This is a genomic window from Parvularcula oceani, assembly GCF_000733125.1.
GTDB classification, from domain to species: domain Bacteria; phylum Pseudomonadota; class Alphaproteobacteria; order Caulobacterales; family Parvularculaceae; genus Parvularcula; species Parvularcula oceani.
In genome coordinates this window covers 86,904-110,036 of sequence record NZ_JPHU01000001.1, presented here as the reverse complement: position 1 = coordinate 110,036, position 23,133 = coordinate 86,904, and the positions used below count along the sequence as shown (strand labels likewise).

At 67.8% G+C, this 23,133-nt stretch carries 19 protein-coding genes and 1 tRNA gene; 8 read left to right on the top strand and 12 right to left on the bottom strand.

From position 1 onward, the window contains the following. Positions 1–103: 103 nt before the first annotated feature. Positions 104–688, top strand: a complete 585-nt coding sequence (locus tag IE88_RS0100505; protein WP_081871312.1) for a PilZ domain-containing protein — start codon at positions 104–106, stop codon at positions 686–688. Between the two features lie 13 nt (positions 689–701). Here the strand turns inward: IE88_RS0100505 and uvrC are convergent, their stop codons facing one another. The 4 genes from uvrC to IE88_RS18345 all read right to left on the bottom strand — a co-directional run bounded on the left by uvrC (position 702) and on the right by IE88_RS18345 (position 3,858). Next, positions 702–2,630: an excinuclease ABC subunit UvrC gene (uvrC, locus tag IE88_RS0100500; RefSeq protein WP_036766258.1), complete on the bottom strand. Its 1,929-nt coding sequence runs from the start codon at positions 2,628–2,630 to the stop codon at positions 702–704. Positions 2,631–2,707: 77 nt separating this feature from the next. Beyond that, positions 2,708–2,781, bottom strand: a tRNA-Ile gene (locus tag IE88_RS0100495). Between the two features lie 46 nt (positions 2,782–2,827). Next, entirely contained in the window at positions 2,828–3,220 is a 393-nt protein-coding gene (locus IE88_RS0100490; protein WP_051881310.1) for a DUF4332 domain-containing protein, read from the bottom strand. Further along, on the bottom strand, positions 3,217–3,858 hold the full coding sequence (locus IE88_RS18345; RefSeq protein WP_031548966.1) for a hypothetical protein: 642 nt from the start codon (positions 3,856–3,858) through the stop codon (positions 3,217–3,219). Before IE88_RS18345 ends, IE88_RS0100490 begins: the two co-directional genes overlap by 4 nt. Positions 3,859–4,073: 215 nt before the next feature. On the opposite strand from IE88_RS18345, the gene IE88_RS0100480 reads away from it, so the two are divergent. The 4 genes from IE88_RS0100480 (at position 4,074) to IE88_RS0100465 (ending at position 8,961) form a co-directional block, all read left to right on the top strand. After that, positions 4,074–5,288, top strand: a complete 1,215-nt coding sequence (locus IE88_RS0100480; RefSeq protein ID WP_031548963.1) for an acetyl-CoA C-acetyltransferase — start codon at positions 4,074–4,076, stop codon at positions 5,286–5,288. 161 nt (positions 5,289–5,449) lie between these two features. Further along, positions 5,450–7,660 carry a 3-hydroxyacyl-CoA dehydrogenase NAD-binding domain-containing protein gene (locus IE88_RS0100475; protein ID WP_031548960.1) on the top strand — a complete coding sequence of 737 codons (2,211 nt, stop codon included), beginning with the start codon at positions 5,450–5,452 and terminating at the stop codon, positions 7,658–7,660. A 102-nt stretch (positions 7,661–7,762) separates the two neighbouring features. After that, positions 7,763–8,569: an inositol monophosphatase family protein gene (locus IE88_RS0100470; protein ID WP_051881309.1), complete on the top strand. Its 807-nt coding sequence runs from the start codon at positions 7,763–7,765 to the stop codon at positions 8,567–8,569. Continuing rightward, positions 8,566–8,961: a metallopeptidase family protein gene (locus IE88_RS0100465; RefSeq protein WP_031548953.1), complete on the top strand. Its 396-nt coding sequence runs from the start codon at positions 8,566–8,568 to the stop codon at positions 8,959–8,961. The genes IE88_RS0100470 and IE88_RS0100465 overlap by 4 nt, the downstream gene beginning before the upstream one ends. Here IE88_RS0100465 and IE88_RS0100460 read toward each other — a convergent pair. From IE88_RS0100460 to mazG, 4 genes are read right to left on the bottom strand one after another with little or no spacing between them, the layout of a single operon-like run. After that, positions 8,943–10,046 (bottom strand): NAD(P)/FAD-dependent oxidoreductase, encoded by a 1,104-nt coding sequence (locus IE88_RS0100460; RefSeq protein ID WP_031548950.1) that lies wholly within the window; start codon positions 10,044–10,046, stop codon positions 8,943–8,945. The two genes, IE88_RS0100465 and IE88_RS0100460, sit on opposite strands and share 19 nt — an antisense overlap. Beyond that, positions 10,039–10,776, bottom strand: coding sequence for a methyltransferase domain-containing protein (locus IE88_RS0100455; protein ID WP_031548947.1), 738 nt, complete (start codon positions 10,774–10,776; stop codon positions 10,039–10,041). The genes IE88_RS0100460 and IE88_RS0100455 overlap by 8 nt, the downstream gene beginning before the upstream one ends. After that, on the bottom strand, positions 10,776–11,828 hold the full coding sequence (locus tag IE88_RS0100450) for a type III polyketide synthase (RefSeq protein ID WP_031548944.1): 1,053 nt from the start codon (positions 11,826–11,828) through the stop codon (positions 10,776–10,778). Before IE88_RS0100450 ends, IE88_RS0100455 begins: the two co-directional genes overlap by 1 nt. A 41-nt stretch (positions 11,829–11,869) precedes the next feature. Then, on the bottom strand, positions 11,870–12,676 hold the full coding sequence (gene mazG / locus IE88_RS0100445) for a nucleoside triphosphate pyrophosphohydrolase (protein ID WP_031548941.1): 807 nt from the start codon (positions 12,674–12,676) through the stop codon (positions 11,870–11,872). A gap of 89 nt (positions 12,677–12,765) precedes the next feature. On the opposite strand from mazG, the gene IE88_RS0100440 reads away from it, so the two are divergent. After that, positions 12,766–13,692 carry a branched-chain amino acid transaminase gene (locus IE88_RS0100440; protein WP_031548937.1) on the top strand — a complete coding sequence of 309 codons (927 nt, stop codon included), beginning with the start codon at positions 12,766–12,768 and terminating at the stop codon, positions 13,690–13,692. Positions 13,693–13,712: 20 nt separating this feature from the next. On the opposite strand, the gene IE88_RS0100435 is transcribed toward IE88_RS0100440, so the two are convergent. Then, on the bottom strand, positions 13,713–15,470 hold the full coding sequence (locus tag IE88_RS0100435; protein WP_036766255.1) for a gamma-glutamyltransferase family protein: 1,758 nt from the start codon (positions 15,468–15,470) through the stop codon (positions 13,713–13,715). A gap of 96 nt (positions 15,471–15,566) precedes the next feature. Here IE88_RS0100435 and IE88_RS0100430 point away from each other — a divergent pair, with 96 nt between their 5' ends. Then, positions 15,567–16,544 carry a P1 family peptidase gene (locus IE88_RS0100430; RefSeq protein WP_031548931.1) on the top strand — a complete coding sequence of 326 codons (978 nt, stop codon included), beginning with the start codon at positions 15,567–15,569 and terminating at the stop codon, positions 16,542–16,544. A gap of 35 nt (positions 16,545–16,579) precedes the next feature. Here IE88_RS0100430 and IE88_RS0100425 read toward each other — a convergent pair whose 3' ends face one another. Next, complete coding sequence (locus IE88_RS0100425; protein WP_156032269.1) at positions 16,580–16,771, bottom strand: hypothetical protein; 192 nt, start codon at positions 16,769–16,771, stop codon at positions 16,580–16,582. Positions 16,772–17,148: 377 nt separating this feature from the next. Between IE88_RS0100425 and IE88_RS16960 the strand changes: the two genes are divergently transcribed. Continuing rightward, complete coding sequence (locus IE88_RS16960) at positions 17,149–17,856, top strand: PRC-barrel domain-containing protein (protein ID WP_051881308.1); 708 nt, start codon at positions 17,149–17,151, stop codon at positions 17,854–17,856. A gap of 137 nt (positions 17,857–17,993) precedes the next feature. Here the strand turns inward: IE88_RS16960 and IE88_RS0100415 are convergent, their stop codons facing one another. After that, a complete protein-coding gene (locus IE88_RS0100415) occupies positions 17,994–20,144 on the bottom strand; it encodes a prolyl oligopeptidase family serine peptidase (protein WP_081871310.1) in 2,151 nt (716 codons plus the stop codon). Between the two features lie 14 nt (positions 20,145–20,158). Beyond that, positions 20,159–23,083: a TonB-dependent receptor domain-containing protein gene (locus IE88_RS0100410; protein ID WP_031548920.1), complete on the bottom strand. Its 2,925-nt coding sequence runs from the start codon at positions 23,081–23,083 to the stop codon at positions 20,159–20,161. Positions 23,084–23,133: the final 50 nt, after the last annotated feature.

Genomic DNA, 23,133 nt, shown 5'->3' with positions numbered 1-23,133 from the left:
AGGCGCGGGCGCGGCTGGCGCGAGGGCGATTCGGGTGCCAAGGGCGGCTATGGCTTTCGGCGGAATCAACCTTTCGACAACCACGAGGGTATAGAGGCTTGATATGGCTACAACACCTTCTCCCAGCGACAAACGGCAAACAGACCGGGTCCCGCTAGAGGTGCCGGCGCGCCTGCTGATCGGGGAAGAGGCGCATGAAGGAACGCTGATCGACCTCTCCATGACCGGCGTGTCCCTGCATTGCATGAAGCGTCCGCAGCTCGGGCAGCGGGTCGTCGTCTATGCCGAAGGCGTCAGCCGCTTCGAAGGCACGGCCGTGCGCCTGTTCAAGCACGGCTTCGCGATCAATTTCTCGCTGACCGAAACGAAGAAGGCCCGCCTGAGGCAGAAGCTGGCGGAGATTTCCGGACAGGCGCTGCCCGATGTCGAGCCGCTGCCCGCTCCCGTGACGGCGGCGCGCGCCGAGCGTCACAAGACGGTCCGCTTCGACGATGGCAGCGAGACGGCCTGCGAGGTCCTCGATGCCTCCGTCGTCGGCTTGACCCTGAAAAGCGCGAAGCGCCCGCCGCTCGGCACCAGCGTCACGGTCGGCGATGCGCGAGCCAAGGTCACCCGCCATACGGCGAGCGGCTTCGTCGTCGAATTCGAAGGCTACTGGGCCGCCGTCAGCGCCAATCACCGCTACTGAGCGGCCGCCCGCCTCAGCCGTGGAAGTGGTCGTAGATCCGCTCCGCAAGCTGTTCGCTGATCCCGTCCACGCTTTCGAGGTCCGCGCGCTTCGCCCGCGCCACCGCCTTGGCCGAGCCGAAATGGTTGAGGAGGGCCTTCTTGCGCTTGCCGCCCACGCCGTCGATAGCGTCGAGCGGGTTCTTCTTCATGTCCTGCGTCCGCTTGGCCCGCTGCGCGCCGATGACGAAGCGGTGCGCCTCGTCCCTCAGCCGCTGGAGGTAGTAGAGGACCGGGCTGCGCGGAGGCAGGAGGAAGGTCTGGCGGCCAGGCATATGGATCTGCTCTGCGGCGGCGGAGGCCGAGCGGTCGGCGACCTTGGCGCCCGAACCGGTCGTTCGCCGCGGCTTCGAGATCGAGACCAGGGCCACCTGGCCGTTCGCGATATCGGTGCCGACCTCGATCCCGGCGCCCGCCATGGCCCATCGCGCGGCGCCGAGCTGACCCTCGCCGCCATCGATGACGACGAGGCTCGGCCAGTCATCCTCGCCGGGCTTCGATTCCTTGAGCAGGCGGGAGAAGCGCCGCTTCATCACCTCGCGCATCATGCCGAAATCGTCGCCGGCTGACAGCGTCTCGTCCTTGATGTTGAACTTGCGGTACTTGGCCTTCGCGAAGCCCTCTTCGTCCGAGACGATCATCGCGCCGACCTGGCCCGTGCCGCCCAGATGCGAGTTGTCGTAGCATTCGACACGGCGCGGCGGCGCCGTCAGCCCCAGCGTCTCCTGAAGCTCCTTCATCAGCTTTTTCTGGCTCTGCGTATCGGCGAGCTTGCGCCCCAGCGCCTCGCGGGCGTTCATCCGGGCGTGGCGGGTCAGCTCCCGCCGCTCGCCCCGGCGCGGGGTCAGGATCTCGACCTTGCGCCCCGCCTTGATCGTGAGCGCCTCGGCGAGGAGGGCCTGATCGGGCACGTCCTCGGAAAGGAGGATGAGGGCAGGGGGCATGCGCCCGTCATAGAACTGCGCGATCCAGGCGCCCATGACCTCGCCGGTCGGCACGTCCTCGTCCGCGCGCGGAAAATAGGCCTGGTTGCCGAGGTTCTGCCCGGCGCGGAAGAAGAAGGCCTGCACGCAGGCCATGCCGCCATCGGCATGCACGGCGAAGACGTCCGCCTCGCCCACGCTCGCCGTGTTGATGCCCTGGGTCTCCTGGATATAGGCGAGGGCGCGGATGCGGTCGCGCAAGCGGGCGGCCCGCTCGAACTCCATGCGCTCGGCGGCCGCCTCCATGTCCTTCGACAGGCGCTTGGTCACGTCGCGGTTGCGGCCTTTCAGGAAGTCCACCGCTTCGGCGACCAGCTGATCGTATTCGGCTTGGTCCACCTCGCCCGTGCAGGGCGCCGAGCAGCGCTTGATCTGGTGCAGGAGGCAGGGCCGCGTCCGGCTGTCGAATTCCGAGTCCGAACAGCTCCGCAGGAGGAACGCCTTCTGCATCGTGTTCAGCGTGCGATTCACCGCGCCCGCGCTGGCGAAGGGCCCGAAATACTGCCCCGGCCGCTTCTGCGCGCCCCTGTGCTTGAGGATCTGCGGGACGGGCGAGTCCATGGCGATGAGGATGTTCGAGAAGCTCTTGTCGTCGCGCAGGAGGACGTTGAAGCGGGGCTTCAGCGTCTTGATGAGGTTCGCTTCGAGAAGCAGCGCTTCGGTCTCGCTCTCGGTGACGACGAACTCCATCTGGCGCGTCTCGGTGATCATGCGCGCGATGCGGTTCGAATGCCCGTTCATCGTCGCGTAGTTCGAGACGCGGTTCTTCAGCGACTTCGCCTTGCCGACATAAAGGACGTCGCCCTCGCCGTTCAGCATGCGGTAGACGCCGGGCCGGCCGGGCAGGCGCCTGACGTAATCCGCGATCAGCGGCGCGCCGGTCAGGCGCTGCCTCGGGGAGGGTGTTGTGGCCTCTGACATGGAAGCGATATGGGCGCGAAAATGACGATGGGGAGGAGGCTTCTGAATCCGCTTCGCTTCCTGCGCAAGGCCGCCGGTAGGCCCGGAGGGACTCGAACCCCCAACCTAGCGGTTATGAGCCGCCAGCTCTAACCAATTGAGCTACAGGCCCGACGGTGGAGCGGGCCTAGCACCGCAGCTTGGCCAGCGGAAGCCGGTCAGCCGCTGCGCAGGAGGGCGCGCGCCTGCCCCGCCCAGTCCTCTCGCTCGATCCGCTCGCCCGCGCCGAGCTTCACGTCGAGCCAGGCGATCTGCTCGGGCGTCAGCTCGGCGAGCTGGCGGAAGGTCCGGATCCCGTTGTCCTGCAGCAGGCGCGCGTAATGCGGGCCGATGCCGCGCAGGCGGGTCAGGTCGTCGGCGGGGCCGTCCGCGCTCCGCGGCGGCTCCGGGCGCGCCGCGGAAAGCGGGGCCTGCCGCACCGTGCCCGGATCGCTGTCCTTGCGGTGCGGAGACGGCACGCGGCGCGGCGGCCGGGCCCACCAGCCGATGAACAGGCCGAGGCAGAAGGCGATCAGCAAGGCGAGCCACATCTGCGCGATCAGCCAGATCATGGCATTACCACTTCGTAGCCGGGGGGCAGCCGGTCCGCGATCGTCGCGCGGCTGGCAGCGTTCCAGTTCCCGGTCAGGACGAGGCGCCGGTCGGTGAGGCTGAGCCCGGCATCCTCCGGCAGGATGCCGGCCGCTTCGAGCGCGAGGCCGCGCCATGCCGGATCGGGCATGCCGCGCGCCACCTGCACACTGCCCCCCGCCCCGAGCAGGCCCAGCCGCCTCTCGAAATCGGGGTCGGGCACGAAACCTTCCGCCGTCAGGCCGCCGGAGCTGCGCGACAGGCGGAGGATGAAGGGGCGCGCCGTCGGCAGGATCGCCGTGTCGAGGGGCGCGATATCAGCTTCTCCTATATTCACGGCCGTCACGCCCCCTGCGACCGGGCCGCCGATCGAGACTGCCCGCGCTGCGCTCCGGCGCGCGGCCGCGAGCGCCTCCCGCGTCGGCGCGATGCCGGTCAGCACGGCGCGCTGACCTTCGACCCTAACGCGGGCCCAGTCATGGCCGCCCTCGTGCAATGCCGCCTCGACAGCTTCCGCGATCCTCGCCTCCAGCGTCCGTGCGCCCGGTCCCGTCACGCCCAGATGGATGCTGAGCACGCCCAGCACGCCGAGCGCGATCAGCCCTATCAGAATCTTCACGGCGGGGTGCAAATCGCGCGCTCCTCATTCGCTGCCCTTGTCGCGCCGGGACGAGGCGAGGTCCAGCGCCCACCGCGCAACCGGGGCGGGTGCCGAGTGCGGCGAAAGGGCTGCGGACACCCGTTGCCAGCGGATAGGAGGGTCTTATAGCTTCCGCGCGACCGCAACGCAGCTTGGCGCCGAACCGAGCGCGCGCCATCCCCGAGGAGACATCCATGGCAGACGCCTTCATCTACGATCACGTCCGCACGCCCCGCGGAAAGGGCAAGGCGGACGGCTCCCTGCACGAAGTCACGCCCGTCAGGCTCGGCACCCAGGTGCTCGAAGCGCTGCGCGACCGCAACGGGATCGACACGAAACACGTCGACGACGTCGTCTTCGGCTGCGTCAGCCCGGTGGGCGAGCAGGGCGCGGACATCACGCGGACCTGCGTCCTGCAGGCGGGCTATGCCGAGACGACCGCCGGCGTGCAGGTGAACCGCTTCTGCGCATCGGGCCTCGAGGCCACGAACATGGCGGTCGCCAAGGTCATGACCGGCGAGGCCGAGATGGCGATCGGCGGCGGCGTCGAGGCGATGAGCCGCGTGCCTATGGGCTCGGACGGCGGCGCGCTGATGACCGACCCGGAAGTCACCTTCCACAACTACGTCGTTCCGCAGGGCATCTCGGCCGACCTGATCGCGACGAAATACGGCTTCTCCCGCGACGACGTCGACGCCTATGCGGTGGAGAGCCACAAGCGCGCGTCCAAATCCTGGGAAGAGGGCCGGTTCAAGGGCTCCGTCGTGCCGGTCAAGGACCTCATCGGCGAGGAGATCCTGTCCAAGGACGAGACGATCCGTCCGAATACGGACATGCAGACCCTCGGCAGCCTCAACCCCTCCTTCCAGGGCCTCGGCGAAATGATGCCCGGCTTCGACAAGGTCGCACTGCAGCGCTATCCCGAAATCGAGAAGATCTTCCACGTCCACACGCCGGGCAACAGCTCTGGCATCGTGGACGGCTCGGCCGGCGTGCTGATCGGCAATGAGGAGATGGGCAAGAAGTTCGGCATGAAGCCGCGCGCCCGCATCCGCGCCATGGCCTCGATCGGCAGTGAGCCGACCATCATGCTGACCGGCCCTGAATTCGTCGCGCAGAAGGCGCTCGATAGAGCAGGCATGACCAAGGACGACATCGACCTCTGGGAGCTCAACGAGGCCTTCGCCTCGGTCGTCCTGCGCTTCATGCAGGCGCACGACATCGACCACGACCAGATCAATGTCTGCGGCGGCGCCATCGCCATGGGCCACCCGCTCGGCGCGACCGGCGCGATGATCCTCGGCACGGTGCTCGACGAGCTCGAACGCACCGGCAAGGGCACGGCCCTCGCCACGCTCTGCGTCGGCGGCGGCATGGGCACGGCGACGATCATCGAGCGAATTCAGTAGCCCCTCAGCCGAAGCCGCCGAGGCGGCTTCGACCTCTCCCGAGGGAGAGGTCGGCGGACGAAGAAAACAGTACGCTGCCCGGACCACCTCTCCCCTTGGGGAGAGATCCAGATCCCCGATCTGGGATGAGGACACGGCGGCGGTGACAACGGGAGAACCCCATGGCCGACTACAAGACCTTCAGCATAGAAACCGACGCCGACGGCATCGCCGTCATGACGATCGACCTGCCGGGCAAGTCGATGAATGTCTGGAACGGCGACCTCATCGACGAGTTCACGGCGTTCATGGACGAGTTCGCCGCGAATGAGGATATCAAGGGCCTCGTCGTCACCTCCGGCAAGGAAAGCGGCTTCCTCGCGGGCGCGGACCTCACCATGTTCGGCGGCATGCCGAAGGATGCCGGCCCCAAGGACATCTACGAGGCGAACCTCCGCCTGCAGAACGCTCTTCGCAGGATGGAGACGGCGGGGCAGGATCCCAAGGCGCTGATGAAGGGGCAGGCGACGGCCAAGCCGGTCGCAGCGGCGATCAACGGCCTCGCGCTCGGCGGCGGAATGGAACTGGCGCTCGCCTGCCACCAGCGCTTCGCTTCGGACAATGGCAAGGTGCAGCTCGGCCAGCCCGAGGTGCAGGTCGGCCTCATCCCGGGCGCGGGCGGCACCCAGCGGACCCAGCGGCTGGCAGGCGTGCAGAAGGCGATCCAGGACTGCTCGCTCGGCAAGCCGATGAAGGCCGAAGAAGCCAAGGCCGCGGGATATATCGACGAGATCGTCCCGCACGGGGAGCTCGTCGAGAGCGCCAAGGCCTGGTGCAGGGAGAACCCGAAATCGGTCCAGCGCTGGGACAAGAAGGGCTTCAAGATCCCCGGCGGCGCGGGCGCGATGGATCCGCGCGCAGTGCCCGTCTATGCCGGCGCCTCGGCCATGGCTCAGGGCGCGACCAATCACAACTACCCGGCGGTGCGCCGCATCCTCTCGGCGATCTACGAAGGGGCCATCGTGCCCTTCGACACCGCGCTCAGGATCGAGAGCAAGTACTTCACCCAGTGCCTGATGGAGCCGCAGGCCAAGAACATGATCCGCACCCTGTTCGTGAACAAGGGTGCGGCGGAGAAGGGCATGGCGCGCCCAGAGGGCGTGCCGAAGGCCGAACTCAGGAAGGTCGGCGTCCTCGGCGCGGGCATGATGGGAGCTGGCATCGCCTATGTCACCGCGCGCGCAGGCTGCGAGGTCGTGCTCCTCGACCGTGACGTGGAAGCCGCCGAGAAGGGCAAGGGCTATTCGGTCAAGCTGAACGAGAAGGCCATCTCGCGCGGCAAGCTCTCCAAGGAGAAATCCGAGGAGATGCTCGGCCGGATCCAGCCGACTGCGGACTATAACGACCTCGCCGATGTCGACCTCATCATCGAGGCGGTCTTCGAGGATCCCAAGGTCAAGAAGGACGTGACCGAGAAGACCCAGGCGGTGATCCGCGACGACGTCATCTTCGCGTCCAACACCTCGACCATCCCGATCAAGAACCTCGCCAAGAACTTCGAGCGTTCGAAGGACTTCATCGGCATCCACTTCTTCTCGCCGGTCGACAAGATGCCGCTAGTCGAGATCATCACGCCCGAGGGCTGCGGGGACAAGGCGCTCGCCACCGCCCTCGACTATGTCCAGAAGATCAAGAAGACCCCGATCGTCGTCGCCGACGCGCGCGGCTTCTACTGCAACTCCGTGGTGGTCCCGTATCTCAACGAGGCCGCGCTGATGGTGAAGGAGGGCATCAACCCCGCCCTCATCGACAATTGCGCGGTCCATATGGGCATGCCGGTCGGCCCGCTCGCCCTGATGGACGAGACGAGCCAGGAACTCGGCTGGTCGATCGCGCAGTCCGCGATGGAGGAGGAGGGCGACGATTATACGCCCAATGGCGTCGAGGACCTATTGAAGCTCTTCGTCGAGGATCTCGGCCGCAAGGGCCGCAAGGTCGGCAAGGGCTTCTACGACTATCCCGAGGGCGGAAAGAAGGAGATCTGGAAGGGCCTCTCCGACCACTTCCCGCTTCAGAACGATCAGCCGAGCGCGGACGAGGTCAAGGAACGCCTCATGTATGTCCAGCTCGTCGCCGCCGCGCGCATGTATGCGCAGGACGTCGTCCACGATCCGCAATCGGCCGATCTCGGCGCGATCTTCGGCTGGGGCTTCGCCCCCTGGACCGGCGGCCCGATGAGCCACATCGATACGATCGGGCTCGAAGAGTTCGTGCGGACGGCCGACAGCCTCGCCCAGAAGCACGGCGAAAAATTCACGCCGCCGCAGATGTTCCGCGACCTCGCCGAAAAGGGCCAGACCCTCTACGGCCAAGCGGAAAAGGCTGCGGCCTGAACGGTCAGCCACAGGCCGGGGCGCGAGACACGTGCCCCGGCCTGTGGACGCAGGCGCCAGGCGAGGCCACATCGCAGCTCGGAGCCAGCTTCGGGACCCGCAATGACTGACAGCCTTGCCCAAGATGTCGAGACGATCCTCCGCGAAGTCGCCGAAGAGGCGGTGCTGCCGCGTTTCCGGTCGCTCGACGACGATCAGATCGACGAGAAGTCCGGGCCGCAGGACCTCGTCACGGTCGCCGACCGCGAGGCGGAGGCCCTTCTGGCGCGGCGCCTTCCGGCGCTGGTTCCCGGGTCCGCCTTTGTCGGCGAGGAAACCGTCAGCGCCGACTCCGAGACGATGAAGCGGCTTGGCGCCGATGCCGTCTGGGTGGTCGATCCCGTCGACGGCACCGGCAATTTCGTTGCCGGCAAGGAGCGGTTCGCGCTGATGGCCGCGTTGATCAAGGGCGGCGAGACGGTGCTGGGCCTGATCTTCCCGCCGACCGACGGCCGCTGCGCCATCGCCGAGCGCGGCGCAGGCGCCTATTTCGGCGATGACCGGCTGAGAGGACGCGAGGGCGTGCCGTTCGAGGAGGCTTACGGCGACTATTCGAGCATGTATGTCGAGGAGCCCCTCCGCTCACGCTATGCAGCGGTCTTCGAAGAGGCGGGCGGCACCCATGCGGGCCGCTGCTCGGCCTGGGCCTATCTCGATATCGCGCGGGGCGAGGCGGATTTCGTGCTCCAATACAAGATGACGGTCTGGGACCACGCGCCCGGCGTCCTTCTCGTGGACGAGGCGGGCGGGCGCACCGGCATGCTGCCCAAGGGCGCGCCTTACAGGCCGGTCGCGCAGAGGGACGCGCCGATGCTCTGCGTCGGTCACGCGGAAAGCTGGCGCGAATACGCAGCGAGGCTCGAGGAATGAAGCCCGATCTCGAAACCTTCGAACAGATGGCGCAGGCCGCCTATGAGGAACTGCCCGAGCCCTTCCGGCGGCTGTCGCAGGACGTGATGATCCGGGTCGCGGACTATGCCGACCCGGACGTTCTGGCCGATCTCGGCATAGGCGACCCGATGGAGCTGCTCGGGCTCTATCAGGGCGTCGACGTCACGCAGAAGAGCCTCTTCGACGTCTCCACCCAGCCGGACATGGTCTTCCTCTATCGCCGCCCGATCCTGCGCATGTGGCAGACGGGGCCGGACAGCCTCGAAGAGCTCGTGCGCCATGTGCTCGTTCACGAGATCGGGCACCATTTCGGCCTGTCGGACGACGACATGTATGGCCTTGAGGACGAAGCCTATGACGAGGAAGGCTGAGGCGTCCGCGTCGCGGCGGCGAGCTGCGTGACGAGGCCGGGCGCGAGAGCGGCAAGCGCGAGGGCGGGCCGCTGGACGCCCCCTCTGACCAGAAGGCGGGAGAGGAGGGCGGCGCCCTTGACCCGCGCGAAGACGAGCCGGCCGAAGCGGCGCTGGAACAGTTCTGCCGGAACGCCGTTCAGCACGGCTTCTGCGCCGAGGCGCCCGCTGCGCAAGGAAAGCGCCATGCCCTCACCGCAGAATGACGGAATGACCGCCGCCTGGTCCCCCAGATAATAGGCGCCATCGGTCGAGAAGCGGACATAGCCGTAGGGAATGCGCGCGATGGCGAGCGGTTTCTCGGTTCGCGCTTCCGCATCCGACAGCAATTCAGCCGCATGCGGACAGTCTTCTGAAAGGCGCCTAAAGACCGCGCCCGGATCCCCGCCGAGATCGGCGAGGCGCTCGCGAGAGACGACGAGGCAGGCATTCGCCTCTCCGCTCTCGGTGAGCTGGAACCCGCAATAGCCGCCCGGAAAGAACGCGACGTCCACGCTGCCTCGCAGCGAAGCCGCGGCGGCGGGCGCGAGGCGGTAATAGCGCTTGAGGCCGATGAGCCCCGAATGAAGGCTTTCGGGCCGCGGCCTGCCGCGCAGATCGTGCTTGCCCGTGGCGAGCAGTAACGATGTCGCCTGGGCCGTCTCGCCGCTCGACAGGCGCAGGCGCCAATCCCGCCCGCTCTTCTCGACCGCGGTGACCGCGCTGCCGCGCAGGATCCGCGCGCCCGCCGCTTCCGCCGCGCTCAGCGCCGCTTCATCGAGCCGCCTGCGGCTCAGCGACCATGCCTCGAAGGGAAGCGCCGCGCCGCGGGCCTCGACCCGGCTCGCAATGCGGACTTTCATCAATGGATGCGCGCCGAGGCCCGGCAGGTCGATGCCGAGCCGCGACAGCTCGCCCGCCGCTCCGGCCGACAGGAACTCGCCGCAGACCTTGTCGTGCGGCCCGGCGGACCGCTCCACCACCGTCACGGCGCGCCCGGCGCGGGCGAGGTGGAAGGCGGCGCAGGCGCCAGCCAGGCCGCCGCCGGCGATCACGGTCTCAGACATGCTTCTCGACGCAGAGACGGAAAGGCGCGCCGATACGCAGCTCCGCCCCTTCGATTTCAGCCTCGGCGAGGAAGCGGCGCCAGTCCGCGCTGCGGAAGCTCCGCGCGAAGCTGACCGGGCCGTCATGCCGGACGAAGGGATGCTTGCGGAGCAGCGTCGCGGCGAGGCCGAAGCCCGCCGCGGCGAAGCGGCTGCGATAGAGGTCGTTGACGAGCCACCCCGCCCTGGCGGTGCCGTCCATCCAGCGCAGGAAGCGGGGCAGGGCCTCGTCTTCCAGATGATGGGTGAACAGCGCGCTGGTCACGAGATCGGGCCGCGGCGCCCGCCGCGCATAGTCGAACACGTCAGCCGTGATCCACCTGATCTTGACGCCCGGCGTCTCTTCCATGGCGACCTCCACCGATGCTCGCGCGGCATGGGGGTTGCGGTCGACGCCAACTAGCTCGGCCTCGACGCCCCGCGCGGCGAGGTGGCGGGCCATGGCCCGCAGCCCGTCGCCATAGCCGCTGCCCACATCCACGATCAGGAGCGGCTTCGCCCCGCGCCGGTTTTCCAGCGCCCGGTCGAGAAAGCGCAGGTTCGGCCGGTAGCCGAACGTCATCCGATTGACCGAGGCGAGGCTTTCGAGGGTGTCGCGGAAGGTCTCGAACGCGGTCTCGCCGTCCATGCGTTCGGGCAGGGCGCGGGGCGCCGCCCGGCGGCCATAGGGCCGGAAGACCGCTTCGCGCATCAGACGGCGGTGAAGCGCATCGCTTCGGCCGTCAGCCCCGGGCCGAAGGCGAGGGCGAGGCCGGGCGCGCCGGCCGCGGGCGCCTCCCGCTGCATGGCGTCGAGAACGAAGAGGACGGTTGGGGAGGACATGTTGCCGTAATCGCGCAGGACCCTGCGCGAGGCGGACAGGGCGCCGGCTGGCAGCTCCAGGGCGTTCTCGACCGCGTCGAGGATCGACCGGCCGCCCGGATGCACCGCCCACAGATCGATCTCCCCGCACCCTTCCGGCACGATCGCGCGGGCGGCGGCGGGAAGGCCGGTGCGCAGCGCGCCCGGCACCTCGCCCGACAGCACCATGTCGAACCCCTGATCGCCGATGTCCCAGGTGATGAGGTCGCGGTGGTCCGCCATGACCTCGGTGCGGAAGCTATCTAGGCGGAAGCCGCGTTCATCGGCGGATATGAGCGCAGCCGCGCAGCCGTCTCCGAAGATCGAGAAGGACAGGACCGTTTCAAGGTCGTCCGTCTCCTGAAGATGCAGCGTGCAGAGCTCGACCGAGATGCACAGGACCCGTGCTGCTGGCTCCGCCTTCACGATCTGCCGCGCGAGGCGCAGCGCGTTGATCGCGGCGTAGCAGCCCATGAAACCGATCAAGGTCCGCTCGACGCCGGGGTTCAGGCCGAGGCGCCCGATGAGCTGGAGGTCCACTCCCGGCGCGGCGAACCCCGTGCAGGAGGTCACGAGGAGATGGGTCACCCCGGACAAGTCTTCCCCAAGGCCCCTTGCGGCCCTTTCGGCCAGGGCTGCGGCCTCGCGGTCATAGACCCGCATCCGCCGGCCAGTGCTCGGGAAATCCCCGAAGCGATAGAACCCTTCGGCGTCCATGCCCTCCTCGTCCGGCGCGGGAACGAGCGGCGAGAAGCGGCGCTCTATGCCGGAGCGGGAGATCATGCGCTCGAGGAGCACACGGCGGCGGTCGGTGATCTGCCGCCGGGCGAAGTCCTTGAAGAGGCCATGGACCTCATTGTCCGGCACGGCCGTCGACAGGGCGTTGAGATGCGCTTCGGTCACCGGAGGAACCTAGGCCGCGCGGGAAGGGAAGCGAGCGAGGCTCACCGCTCCTCGTTCTTCGCCGCGATCCAGTGGGCTTCGAGTTCGTCCAGGCTGTGCTCCTCCACCGGGCGGCCCGCCTTCCGCGCCCGGGCTTCCACGGCCCGGAAGCGGCGCTCGAACTTGGCATTGGCCGCCCGAAGAGCGCTCTCGCCGTCCACGCCGAGAGTGCGGGTCAGGTTGGCGACCGAGAAGAGGAGGTCGCCGAGCTCCTCGCGCACCGCTTTCTCGTCCCGCCCGCTCAGCGCCTCTTCGACCTCTTCGAGTTCCTCGCGGATCTTGGCGATCACGCCTTGCGCATCCGGCCAGTCGAAGCCGGTCTTGGCGGCGCGCTTGCCGAGCTTCTCGGCGCGGGTGAGGGCGGGAAGGCCGACGGGCAGGCCGGAGAGGGCGCTGTCGTCCTCGCCTTTCTCCGCGCGCTCTTCGGCCTTGATCTCCTCCCAGGCGCGGGTCTGGCCCTCGGCAGAGCGTTCTTCGGCGTCGCCGAAGACGTGGGGGTGGCGGCGCACCATCTTGGTGACGACGCTTTCGGTGACGTCCTCGAAGGAGAAGGCGCCGCGCTCATCGGCCATCTGGCTGTGGAAGACGACCTGGAGGAGGAGGTCGCCGAGCTCGTCGCGCAGGTCCGCGTCGCTGCCGTTCTCGATGGCGTCGACGACCTCGTATGCCTCCTCGATCGCGTATCGGGCGATGCTGGCCGAGGTCTGCTCGACGTCCCAGGGGCAGCCGCCTTGCGGGTCGCGCAGCTTTCTCATCAACTCGCGCAGGGCGTCGATCGATCGGGGCTGTTCTGGCGGGTCGAAAGGCAAATCCGGCTCCTGACATTCGCAGCGGCCCTGCCGCTTGCAGCGGGTTTCGGCGGTGTTACACAGCGGCGACGTTCAAAAGGAGTCCCGCCGTGCCGATTCAGGAAGCCAAGCTGATCTGGAAGAATGGCGAGCTGATCCCCTGGGCCGAGGCGACGACGCATGTCCTCAGCCACGCGCTCCTCTATGGGACCTGCGCCTTCGAGGGGCTGCGCGCCTACAAGACGCCGCACAAGGGCACCTGCATCTTCCGCCTGCAGGACCACACCAGGCGCCTGTTCTATTCCGCCCGCATCTACGGCATCGGCATCGACTATACCGAGGAGGAGGTGAACGAGGCCTGCAAGCGCACCGTTCGCGAGAACGGCCTCGAAAGCGCCTATCTGCGGGTCAACGCCTATCTCGGCTATGGCGAGATGAGCCCTTCGGCGACCGGCTGCCCGGACGATTTCGTCATCGCCGCCTTCCCCTGGGGTCGCTATCTCGGCGAAGAAGCCATCGAGGAGGGCATCGACGCGGTGGTTTCCTCCTGGCGGCGCACGGCGCAGGGCACGATCCCAGCGGGCGCCAAGGTGGCGGGCAATTACCTCTCCTCCCGCCTCATCACGACCGAGGCCAAGAATCGCGGCGTGGTCGAGGGCATCGGCCTCAGCCATGACGGCACGGTGTCCGAAGGCGGCGGCGAGAACCTCTTCATCATCAAGGACGGCCGGGTCCTGACCCCGCCGCTCGCAGCCTCGATCCTGGGTGGCATCACCCGCGACACGGCCATGACGTTCCTGAAGCAGATGGACGTCGAGATCACCGAGCAGGCGATCCCGCGCGAGCTCCTCTATGGCGCCGACGAGATCTTCATGACCGGCACCGCCGCCGAGGTGACGCCGGTGCGCGCCATCGACGGCCTTGAGGTCGGCACGGGCGACAAGCCGATCACCAAGGAGGTGCAGAAGCGCTTCTTCGGCCTTTTCGACGGCACGACCGAGGACGAATGGGGCTGGCTGGAGCCGGTCGAGGGCTAGCCCGACCGGCCCCGGGGGGCTCAGTCGTCCGCGCTCTCGAAGGTGCCTTCGCGGCGGGGATCGACGGCGGGAATGACCTCCTCGCCGACGATCTCGAAGCCGTAGAGGCCCGAGGTCAGCTCCCGCACCTCCGGCTCATACCCGACCGCGCGCAGGAAGCGGGCCAGATCTTCGCTCTCGGTCGCCACGCCGCCGCGCGCGGTGACGAGATGCGGCCTCTCGACAGCGGTCTGGATATCGTCGCCGAGGAAATAGCGGGCGACCAGCGTCTTCGCGACATAGCCGATGATGGCCGGGCCGCCGGGGCTGCCGATGGCGAGCACCGGCGCCTCGTCCTGAAGCGCGATGACCGGCGTCATCGAACTGCGCGGCCGCTTGCCGGGCGCCGGCGCATTGGCGACCGGAATGCCATCGGCGGAAGGCTCGCGGCTGAAATCGGTCAGCTGGTTGTTCAGCACCATGCCGCCCGCGACGAGATGGCTGCCGAAGGCGAATTCGACGGAGGTCGTCATCGAAACGACGTTCCCCTCCGCGTCGCGGATCGAGAAATGCGAGGTCGAGGGCAGCTCATAGGCATTGTCGTCCGCGCGCCCCTCCCGGATCGGCTGCGCGACCGGCTCGCCGGGCTCGACAGCCTCCGCGGGCTCGGCGCCGATCAGTTCCGCGCGCTCGCCCATATAGGCGTCGCTGAGCAATCCGCTGACGATGGCGTCCGCATCCGCCCCGCCGACCGCCATATAGGCGGGATCCGCGAGATAGCGGTCGCGGTCGGCATAGGCGAGGCGGCTCGCCTCGACATAGGCCGGCCACACGACCTCCGGCGCATCGCCCGGCTCGACGGTCTCATCCACGAGGCTGAGGATCTGCAAGAGGGTCACGCCGCCCGAGGAGGGCGGGCCCATCGAGCAGAGCTCATAGCTCAGCATCATGCTGCACACCGGCTCGCGCATAACGGGTTCATAAGCGGCCATGTCGTCCATGGTCAGGACGCCGGGGCCGGTCTTTTCCGTAACCGCCTCGACGATCTGCCCGGCGACGGATCCGGTATAGAAGCTCGCGGGCCCTTCGCTTGCCAGCGTGCGCAGCGTTCGCGCGTAATCCGCATTGACGAGCCGGTCGCCCGCCTCGAGCGGCATGCCCTCCTCGTCGAAATAGAGCGCCGCCGCCGCGGGCGTCTGCTTGAGGCGCGGCAGCTTTTCGATCAGGCCGGCAAGGCGCGGGGAGACTGTGAAGCCGTTATCGGCATGCGCGATGGCGGCGTCGAACAGCGCGTCCCATGACAACTCCCCGTGCTGCTCATGGGCCAGTCCGAGCATGGCGACCACGCCGGGTACGCCCACGGAATATCCGGAGGTCACGGCATCGTAGAAGCCCATGGGCCGGCCGTCCTCTTCGAGAAACATGTCCGGCCCGGCGGAGGCGGGCGCGGTTTCCCGCCCGTCATAGGCTGTGAGGCTGTCGCTGCCCGCATCGTAATAGAGCATGAAGGCCCCGCCGCCGAGGCCCGAACTCTGCGGCTCGACGAGGCCGAGCACGGCCTGCACCGCGATGGCGGCATCGACCGCGCTTCCGCCCTCGCGAAGGATCTCGGCGCCTGCATCGACGGCGAGCGGGTTGGCCGCCGCGACGGCCCACTCGACCTGCCCCTCGCTCGCCCCCGCCTCGGGAAGGGCGGCCCCAGGGCTTGCCACGGCATCGACCGCTTCGGCCTCCGCCGGGGCGCGGGTCTCGCCGTCTCCGCGCGCGCAGGCGGTGAGGACGCAAGGGATCAGCGCCATGGCGGCGCTCGCTTTGAGGGTGTGTCGCAAGGCTGCGCTCCTGGGGATCGGCGGCTAAGGCCGGACATTAGGCAAGGCGGAGCGGGAGAGAAAGGCGTGCCGGCAGGCCCCGAAAACACGATAGAGGACATCGCGGGTCTCGCGGTCGGCAATGCCGAGGACGAGGCCGCCAGGACGGGCGTGACGGTGCTTCTGGCTGAAGAGCCGTATATCTGTGCCTGCGATGTGCGCGGCGGCGGGCCGGGCACGCGGGAAACCGATGCGCTGGCGCTGACGGGGCTCGTCGAAAAGGCCGATGCCATCATCCTTTCGGGCGGATCGGTCTACGGGCTCGCCGCGGCCGATGCCGTGGCGGCGGCGCTCGGGGCGCGGGGGCGGGGCTTCGCCCTCGTCGGCCAGCCCGGCGTGCCGAACAGCCCCATCGTGCCTGCGGCCATCCTCTACGATCTTGCCAATGGCGGCTCGAAGCTATGGGGCGCGGCACCGCCCTATGCGCGCCTCGGCGCTGCCGCCCTCGAGGCGGCGGGGGCGCCCTTGCGCCTCGGGCGCAGCGGCGCGGGCTTTGGTGCCACCGCAGGGGCCCATGCCGGCGGCCTCGGTTCCGCCTCCTGGCGGCTCGAGGACGGCAGCACGGTGGCGGCCCTCGCAGCGGTGAACAGTTTCGGCAGCCCCTACATGCCGGGTACGGACCGCTTCTGGGCCGCGCCCTTCGAGATCGAGGCCGAATTCGGGGGCAGGGGGCAGGAAGGCGCCGCCGCCGGCTTTCCGGCCGACAGCAAGGCGGGGCCACCCGGCCGCACCAGCACCACGCTCGGGATCATCGCGACGGATGCGGCTCTGACCAAGGCGCAGGCCGAGCGGCTCGCCATCATGGCGCAGGACGGTCTCGCCCGTGCCTTGCGGCCGGCCCACGGGCCGACGGATGGCGATGTGGTCTTCGCGGTCTCGACCAGCCGGAGGCCGCTGCCGGAGCCGGACATCCTGTCTCTTTCGCGCCTCGGCACGGTCGCCGGGGACGTGATGGCGCGTGCGGTGGCGCGCGGCGTCTACGAGGCCGAGCCGGAACGGTCCTGACAGCCTTTGGTGCCGCGGGGCGCCGCGCCGCGCGATCAGACCGTGCCGGAGACCAGCTGGCCTTCGGTCTGGCTCTCGATGGCGAAAATCCGGCGATTGATCTGGTCGAGCTCCGCTTCGAGTTCCTGACGCGTCGCGTCATGCGTCGCCGGGACGCGCCTCAGCCGGGCCAGCAGCCTGCCGGCCTGGCGGTAGAGTTCGGGTACGGTTCCTGCCACTGCGTACAAGGCTGCCTCCTCGTTTGCGTTTCACACGGAAGTGATCCGTGGAAGGGGCTCTATCTGCCGATGATTCACCGATTAGCAAGACGGGGGCCACCGCCTTTTCCAACCTGTCACAGCAAGACCACACCCATTTTTGGTCATAAAGGTTAACGAAGCGGAAAGAGGGCCCGCTCGCGCCCGGACCTGCGGGCGTCGCCTGATCTTGCGGCAGCCGCTGTTCTAGCCCGTTCGTGAATCCGTCACCTCGAACAAGGGCCGGGCAGGTCCGTTAGCCCTCTGCGCGGCGCATTCTCGCCGCAGCGGCGCCACCCTTCCGGTGCTGCCGCGCGGGGATGCGCCGTCGCGAACGACTATGTTTGAGCAATAGAGAGCAGATTTTTATGCCCCTCACCACCAGACTGATGACGCTCACCGCTTCCGCGCTCGCCCTCGGGGTGACCGGTATGACAGCCGATGCGCAGGATCGCCGCAGCCGCGCCCCCATGAACATGGACGGCTTCCTCGCCGAGAGCCTTCTCGACAGCGAGGTCATGGGCGTGGACGGCGACGAGATCGGCGAGGTCGAAACGATCATCGTCGACGCGGACGGCATGATCGACCGCATCATCGTCGAGACCGGCGGCTTTCTCGACATCGGCGACAAGATCATCTCGGTCCAGTGGGAAGACGTCGACCTGACGCCCGCTCGTGAAGGCATCATGGTCCCCATCGACGATGACAATGTCGAGGACTTCTCGCTCTTCGGCGACCGTGACCGGGCCCGCCTGAGCGCGGGCGCCTTCCGCGTCTCCGAACTGATCGGGGACGAAGTCCGCCTGACCAGCCGCCGGAACGAATACGGCTCCGAGTTCGGCTATGTGAGCGATCTCCGCTTCTCGATGGACGGCGAACTGCAATCCGTCATCTACCAGCCGGACGTCTACTATGACGACTTCGATGGGTATTACGAAGCCGATTTCTACGGCTACGACTATGACGGTCCCTTCGCATTCGATCCGGGCTATGGCTATTACGGTGTGGATTACGGGATCAATGACGTCGACGATTATGTCTTCGATTACGACGCCTATGACGGCGACATCCTGTAAGATCGAACGCATCCGAACCGATCAGGAGCGGCCCCGGTTTCCGGGGCCGTTTTTCGTTCCGGTAAGGCGCGATGCCGATGCCCGGCCCGGCTGCCGGCCTTGCGCGGATGACGGCCCGGCTGCCAGATCGGCGGTGCTCATTCCTCCCCCAGCTGACGCCAGAGATAGGTGAATTCCACCGCCCGCGCCGTGGCTCTGCGCCGCCAGTCGCCGGGCGCGGGGCCCCCCGCCAGCTCCCAGTAATGACCGCCCTGATCGTCCTCGTAATAGAGGTTCTCGTGCCCGAGCGCGCTGAGGCGGGCGGAGAAACGGCGGGCATGGCCGGGCAGGACGCGGTCGTCATCGGTGGAGGTGATGATGAGGGGCGGGGGATAATCCGCCTCCTCTCCCGCGATGTTCTGCATCGGAGAATAGCTCGCGAGGAAGGGCCGCATCTCCGCATCCCGCGGGTCGCCATATTCGGCTGTCCAGGTCGCGCCCGGGGGCAGCTCGTGGAAGTTCAGCATGTCGATCAGCGGACCGCCGATGACGACGGCGTCCATCAGCTCTGGCGCCTGCTCCATGACGACGGCCGCCATCAGCCCGCCATTCGAGCGGCCCATGATTCCGGTCCGGGCAGGGGTGGTGACGCCGCGCTCCTGCAGGTCCCTCAGCACGGCCTGCATGTCGTCATAGGGTTGCTGGCGGTTCTTGCGCATCGCGCCGCGATGCCAGGCGGGGCCATGTTCGCCGCCGCCGCGCAGATAGGCGTGGACGTAGACGCCGCCGCGTTCGAGCCACAGCTTGCCGAAGACGGGCTCGTAGCGGGGGGTGATGGCCACGTCATAACCGCCATAGCCGTAGACGAGCGTGGGCGCACCGCCTTCGGGAACCTCTTCGGGCCGCATGACGAGGTAGTCGACGCGGGCGCCATCGGCAGCCCTCGTATGGCGCAGCTCGGTGACGAGGCCCGCCGTGTCGAAGGCAGGAGCCTCTTCGTAGAGGATCTCTTCCTGTCCGGTGCCCGGATCGAAGAGCACCATGCGCGGCGGGACGAGAGGCGCCTCCTCGCGCAGCAGGAGGCCGGCGTCCTCAACGCTCAGCACAGAGATGAAGCGCCCTTCGGGCAGAGGAAGGAAGCGGCTTGCGAAGGCGCCTTCGCCGTCCGGCGTCAATGCGGCGATGCGGCTGGCATAGTCGTGCAGAAGCTCGACATAGAGGGCATCCCCGTCCGAATGCGCGCCGCGCAACGCATCGCCCGGCGCCGGCTCGAAGATCAGCCGGGCCTCCTCGATCCGGCCTTCCTTCATGAGATCGTTCAGGGAGAGGCCCACGAGGGTTCCGGCAGCGAAGGGCTCGTCCGAGCCCGCTGGGCGCCATTCGACTTTCGGCCGCAGGAGGAGCTGTCCGTCGTGGACGCCCATCACCGAGGCAAGCTCGGGCAGGGGCAATTCCCGGCTCGCCCCGTCGAGATGGACGAGCGTGTAACGCGCCGTCTCGAAATCGGTTCTCCTGACGGCGACGAAGGCGTCGCTGCCGCCGGCACGGATCAGGGTGGCGCCGAGCATGGCATCGCCGTCCTCGAGCTCGAAGACGGTGCGGGCCGATTGCAGCGGCTCGCCGCGGTGCCAGACGCGGAGCGTGCGGGGCAGGAGGGACTCGTTGACGCTGCCCGGTCCAAGCACCGGCGCGACGAGGAGCGTGTCGTCATCGTACCACCATGCCCGCGACTTGCTGTTCGGCACAACGAAGCCGTGCTCGACGAAGCGGACCTCGGACAGGTCGAACTCCCGCAATTCGGCGGCATCCTTGCCGTTCTCCGACAGGGCGAGGAGGCAGCGCTCCTCCCGGCAGCTCGCGCCCGCGAAGATCCACCGCATGCCCTCGGCTTCGCTCAGCGCATCCAGGTCGAGAACCGTCGTCCATTCGGGCTGCCCGCTCAGGAAGGCGCTCTTCGATGTGCGCTGCCAGAGGCCGAGCGGGTGCTGACGGTCCTGCCAGTAGCGATAGGCGTCTGCGTTCATGAAGCGGATATCCGGCAGCCGCGTCGGCTCGGTCAGCACCTCGGCGGCGTCGCTCCGCAGCGCCTCGAAGCGGGGGTCCGCTTCGAGAAGGCCGAGCGTCCGGGCGTTCTGCTCTTCGACCCAGTCCAGCGCGCGAACCGAATAGGTCTCGTCGAGCCACAAGGGCCCATGCTCTGCTCTTTCCGCGTCCTCCTGCGCGAGCGCTGCCGCGCTGCCCGCTCCGAAAGCCGCTCCGAGCGCCATGGCAGCGACTCTGCGCCGCGCGGATAGGGGGGCGTTCTTCATGCCTTCACGCCCGCCTAGAAGTTGACCCGGATGCCGCCGTAGAAATAGCGGCCGACAATCGGATAGATCTCGGCTCCCGCAGTGCTGCTGGCGCCGCCCGCGCGGACCTCCGGCAGCGAAGGCGGCTGTTCGTCGAGCAGGTTGTCGATCCCGACATTCAGGCGGATATCCGGCGTGAGGTGATAGCTGCCCTGCGCGTTCAGGACGAAGAAGTCACCTGCTTCGGCCGTGGCGCGATTGTCTTCGGGATTGGTGGGCTGAACGTCGCGCTGCATGCTGGAAAGATAGGTCAGCGTGGTGGTGGCCTCGAAGGGCTCCAACTGCCAGTTGGCGCTGAAGCGGCCCTTCCACTCGGGATAGCCGTATTCTCCGTTGAAATCGATCTCGTTGCTGCCGGTGAGGGTGCCCGGAGCGACGATGGTGTTGACCTCGAACATCTTCGTCAGGAGCGTGCTGAAGTTCAGATCGCCATAGGTCCCGAGGCCGCGATTGTAGCGCAGCTCCAGATCGATGCCCTCGCGATTGAGTTCGGAGACGTTGATGTTCTGCCGCACGATGCGCTCGATGTCGCTGTTCGGCGCGCGGGTGATCGAGGCGCAGAACGGGTTGTCGATGGTCTCGAGATCGACGCAGTTGTTGAGAATGTCCTGCGCGCCGAAGACGTTGATCGCGTCCTCGATCTGGATCGTGAAGTAGTCGACGGTCGCCGACAGGCCTTCGATGAAGCGCGGCGTGATGACCGCGCCGACCGTCCAAGTGTCGGCCTGTTCGACATCGAGCTCGGGGTTGCCGCTCGTGCTGGTGCGGATATTGATGGTCCGGGCGTTCGAGGTGAAGCCCGTGGGCACGCCGAGCGCGGCGCAGTTGGCGGCGCGGCCGGGCGAGCCGCCTTCGATGAAGTCCACATCGCACGGATCGTCCACCGTCAGGAAGCCCTCGCTGCCGGGGGAGAAGAGTTCGCCGACATTGGGGGCCCGGACGGCGCGGGCCCGGACGGCGCGGAAGCGGATATCCCTAACCGGAGCATAGCTGCCGCCCGCTTTCCAGCTCGTCGTCACGCCGGAGGTCGAGTAGTCGGATCGGCGGATGGCCGCTTCGACCGACAGGGCTTCTCCGAAGCGGCTGCCGGTGAAGACGGGCACCACGACCTCGCCGAAATATTCGAACACGTCGTATTCGCCTGAGGTGGATTGGCGCTGGGTATAATAGAAGCCCTGTCCCGCCTGATCGACGGGAGAGACGAGGTATTCGCTCGCCTCCTCGCGGTATTCGAGGCCCGCTGCGACGCGGATGTCACCGGCGCCCCAATAGTCGCCGAGCCCGCCCGTCACATTGGCGGCGGCCACGAATTGTTCGAGTTCCGCGGTCTCGGTCGCGAAGGGGATCCTGACATAGTCGAGATTTTCCTCCGTCAGAGCGTCCCCGCCCTGAAGGAAGTTCACGGGCGTGCAGCCCTGAGCCCGTGCGGCCTCGGACCGGCAGACGATTTCGCCGTCGATCTCCACCGCGTCGAGCGCATTGGTCAGGCGGGCCTGGTCGAGGTCGTTGACGCGGGTATTGGTGAAGCGTGTGCTGCCGTACTGGACGGAGGCTTCGTAGGTGAAGTCGCGCAGGCCCGTCTCGCCGCGCACGCCGCCGACCATCTGGAACAGCCGCCGATCCGTGTCCTGTCCGCGCAGGCCGAGCTCCTGGTCAGACCGCAGGATGCCGATGGAATCGACATCCGCTTCGAGAAGAAGCGCTTCGAGCGAGGGAGAGACGAAGGGATTGTCGATGGAGATCTGGTTGGTCACGGGCGGGATCTCGAAGACCGACCCGAAGCGCGACGAGGACTGGGTGCCTGCGAAGCGGCCCTCGAAGAACAGCGCCGCCCGAGGCGTCAGCTCGTAATCGGCGGACGTTGCGAGGAGATAGCGCTCGACCGGGATCCGAAGAGCGCAGCGCGCCTGCGGGCATTGCGCGTCATAGCCGAGCTCAGCCTCGCCGCCATCGGTGAACTGGCCTCCGCCGAGGAGGCCGGACGGCCCGAGCGCGAACTCCCTGACCGAGCCGTCCTCGTTGAAGCCGAAGGCTTCTAGACCGTTGCCGCGATCGAGGACGAAGGCGGATTCCTGCTGGCCGCCCAGCTGGCGGATATTGTCGAGGAGGATGTAGTCCGGGATGCCGTCATCGGGACCCGTATTCTCGGGGTTCGCGATCCAGTTGAGGCCCGATATGCCGCCTTCGCGGGCGTCATAGGCGATGCCCTCTTCCTCGGTATAGCCCAGATAGCCGGTCACATTGCCCCGGCCATCGGCGAAATTGGTGCCGATGAGGCCGCTGACGGCGTAGCGCTCGGCGTCGCCCTCGTCGGCGATGCCGAACTGCGCGTCGAGCTGAACGCCTTCGAAGTCGTCCTTCAGGATGATGTTGAGGACCCCGGACACGGCATCCGCGCCATAGACCGCCGATGCGCCGCCGGTGATCACCTCCACGCGCTCGATCATCTGGGTGGGGATCGTGTTGAGGTCGACCGACGTCGTGTTCGGGTTCGATCCGACCTGCCGCCGGCCGTTGACGAGCACGAGGGTGCGGTTCGTTCCGAGCGATCTGAGGTCCACGAGATCGAGCCCGGCACCGTTGAAGGTCACGCCGCTCGACTCGGAGTTCAGGCCGGGGGCAACGGCGGGAAGTTCGCGCAATATCCCGCCCGCGGTGATGGCGCCGGCATTCTCGATCGCCTCGCCGCCCAGCATCTGGACCGGAACAGGAGTGGTCAGCCCGCTGCGGACGATGCGGGAGCCGGTGACGACGATCTCGTCGATCGGCGAGGCATCTTCGACGGCATCCCCCTGCTGTCCGTCCACCTGCGCCATCGCCGGGAGGGCGGTCAGAGCGAGCACCAGGACGCTGCTGGAGGTCAGGACCCGGCGGCGCCGCCAGCGGGGGAGCGCCTGCATGGCTCCCGGAAGGCATCGTCCGTAGCGAGAAGAGATTTGCATTCCGGTCT